Here is a 2,397-nt window from a genome sequence, read left to right as displayed (position 1 = left end):
ATCGCCAACCCGTTTAGCACGGATCCCGATTCCCGCCTCTATAAAACAGGGGACTTAGCACGCTATTTAAGTGATGGCAACATAGAATACCTGGGACGCATCGACAATCAAGTCAAAATTCGTGGCTTCCGCATCGAATTGGGAGAAATCGAAACAGTCCTAAGCCAACTAGGTGATGTGCAGGCATCTTGTGCGATCGCCCGCGAAGATAACTCAGGGGATAAACGACTAGTAGCCTACGTGGTACCGCACCCACAGGTGACGCTGAAAATCAGCGAACTGCGGCAATTCCTCAAAGGCAAGCTACCAGAGTACATGGTGCCAAACACTTTTGTGATGTTGCAGTCCCTACCCCTCACCCCCAACGGCAAAGTAGACCGTCGCGCACTGCCAACACCGGAGTTAGATAGCACACTGCAAGAAAAATTTGTTGCCCCGCGCACTCCAATTGAAGAAATACTGGCACAAATTTGGGCGCAAGTGCTCAAACTAGAACAAGTTGGCATTCATAATAACTTCTTTGAACTGGGTGGACATTCCCTATTAGCAACACAACTAGTTTCACGCATCCGCAACATCTTGAAAGTGGAACTACCACTGCGTGAGTTATTTGCCGCCTCAACAGTAGCCGAATTAGCAGATTTGATTGGGCAGTTACAGCAACAAAACTTAGAACTAATTTCCCCACCCATCTTAAGGCGGGCAAGTGATGCAGAATTACCACTGTCATTTGCTCAACAGCGTCTGTGGTTTTTAGACCAGTTCGAGTCGAACACTGCATTATATAACATACCTATAGCTTTGCGTCTAACAGGAACTCTTCATATTGCATCCTTAGAACAAAGCTTAATTGAAATAATTGCTCGCCACGAGGCGTTACGTACCAACTTCATCACAGTTGATGGAAAACCTTCTCAAATCATTCAAACAGAAACCACTTGGACAGTCTGTGTTGTTGATTTGAAGCATTTATCTACAACCGAACAAGAAATAGCAAGACAACAATTAGCGCAACAACAAGCGATTCAACCTTTTGAGTTGGCAACACAAGCATTAGTTAGAGCGACCTTACTAGTGCTGTCCGAGACAGAACATATTTTGCTCGTGTGTATGCATCATGTTGTCTCTGATGGCTGGTCAATGGGTGTGTTTGTCCAAGAACTAGCAGCATTGTACAATGCTTATTCAAGACGTCAGCCTTCCCCGTTAGCGCCACTACCGATTCAGTATGCAGATTTTACAATCTGGCAAAGAAACTGGTTAGTCGGGGATGTACTACAAAGCCAACTGAGTTACTGGCAAAAACAACTAGCTTCGGCATCAACCCTCTTAGTGCTACCCACAGACCGACCCAGACCTGCTGTGCAGACTTTCGCTGGGGCATATCAAAATTTTGCACTCTCTTTGGACCTGACTCAAAGGTTGGCACAACTGAGTCAGCAGCAAGGTTGTACTCTCTTCATGACCCTATTGGCAGCATTTGATACCCTACTATATCGCTACACGGGTACAGAAGACATTTTAGTGGGTTCGCCAATTGCTAACCGCGATCGCACAGAAATAGAAGGGTTAATTGGCTTTTTTGTCAATACTTTAGTGATGCGAACAGATTTATCAGGCGATCCCAGCTTTGAGGAATTACTCGTTCGCGTTCGAGAAATGGCAATGGAGGCATACTCTCATCAGAATTTGCCATTTGAAATGCTAGTGGAGGCATTGCAACCAGAACGAGACCTCAGCCATACACCACTGTTCCAGGTGATGTTTGCTCTCCAGAATGCGTCTATGTCTCAAGTAGAACTGATTGGGTTAACTGTCAGTTCATTGCCATTAGAAGGCACAACTGCAAAGTTTGATCTGACCTTAGCAATGGAGAACACGAATACTGGACTGGTGGGTGTGTGGGAGTACAGTACTGACTTGTTTGACCCGAGTACAATCGAGCGGATGACTGGTCATTTTGTGACTTTACTTGAGGCAATTGTTGCTAATTCTACTGAGCGAATTTCACAATTACCAATCCTAACAAAAGTTGAGGAACGGCAGTTATTGATTGAGTGGAACAAAACTGGGGCGGATTATCCCCAGGATAGATGTATTCATTCCTTGTTTGAGCAGCAGGTAGAACGTACACCAGATGCTGTGGCTGTGGTGTTTGAGAATCAACAACTGACTTACCACCAATTGAACTGTCGTGCTAACCAGTTGGCGCATTACTTACGCTCTTTGGGTATTGGTTCTGAGGTGCTGGTCGGATTGTGTGTGGAACGCTCACTGGAAATGGTCGTGGGACTGTTAGGGATACTCAAGGCAGGTGGGGCTTATGTGCCGCTTGACCCTGAGTATCCGACTGAGCGTTTGAGCTTTATACTAAAAGATGCTCAAGTAAGAGTGCTG

1 protein-coding gene is annotated in these 2,397 nt (G+C 45.7%); it reads left to right on the top strand.

Features of this window, described 5'->3' with window-relative positions:
* Window positions 1-2,397, top strand: a 2,397-nt coding sequence (locus tag AC5JM2_RS20915; RefSeq protein WP_495836762.1) for a condensation domain-containing protein, incomplete at both ends; no start/stop codon positions are given.

The organism is Brasilonema angustatum, from assembly GCF_059505445.1.
The sequence above is the reverse complement of the archived record's forward strand: the minus strand, read 5'-3'. Positions and strand labels throughout refer to the sequence as shown.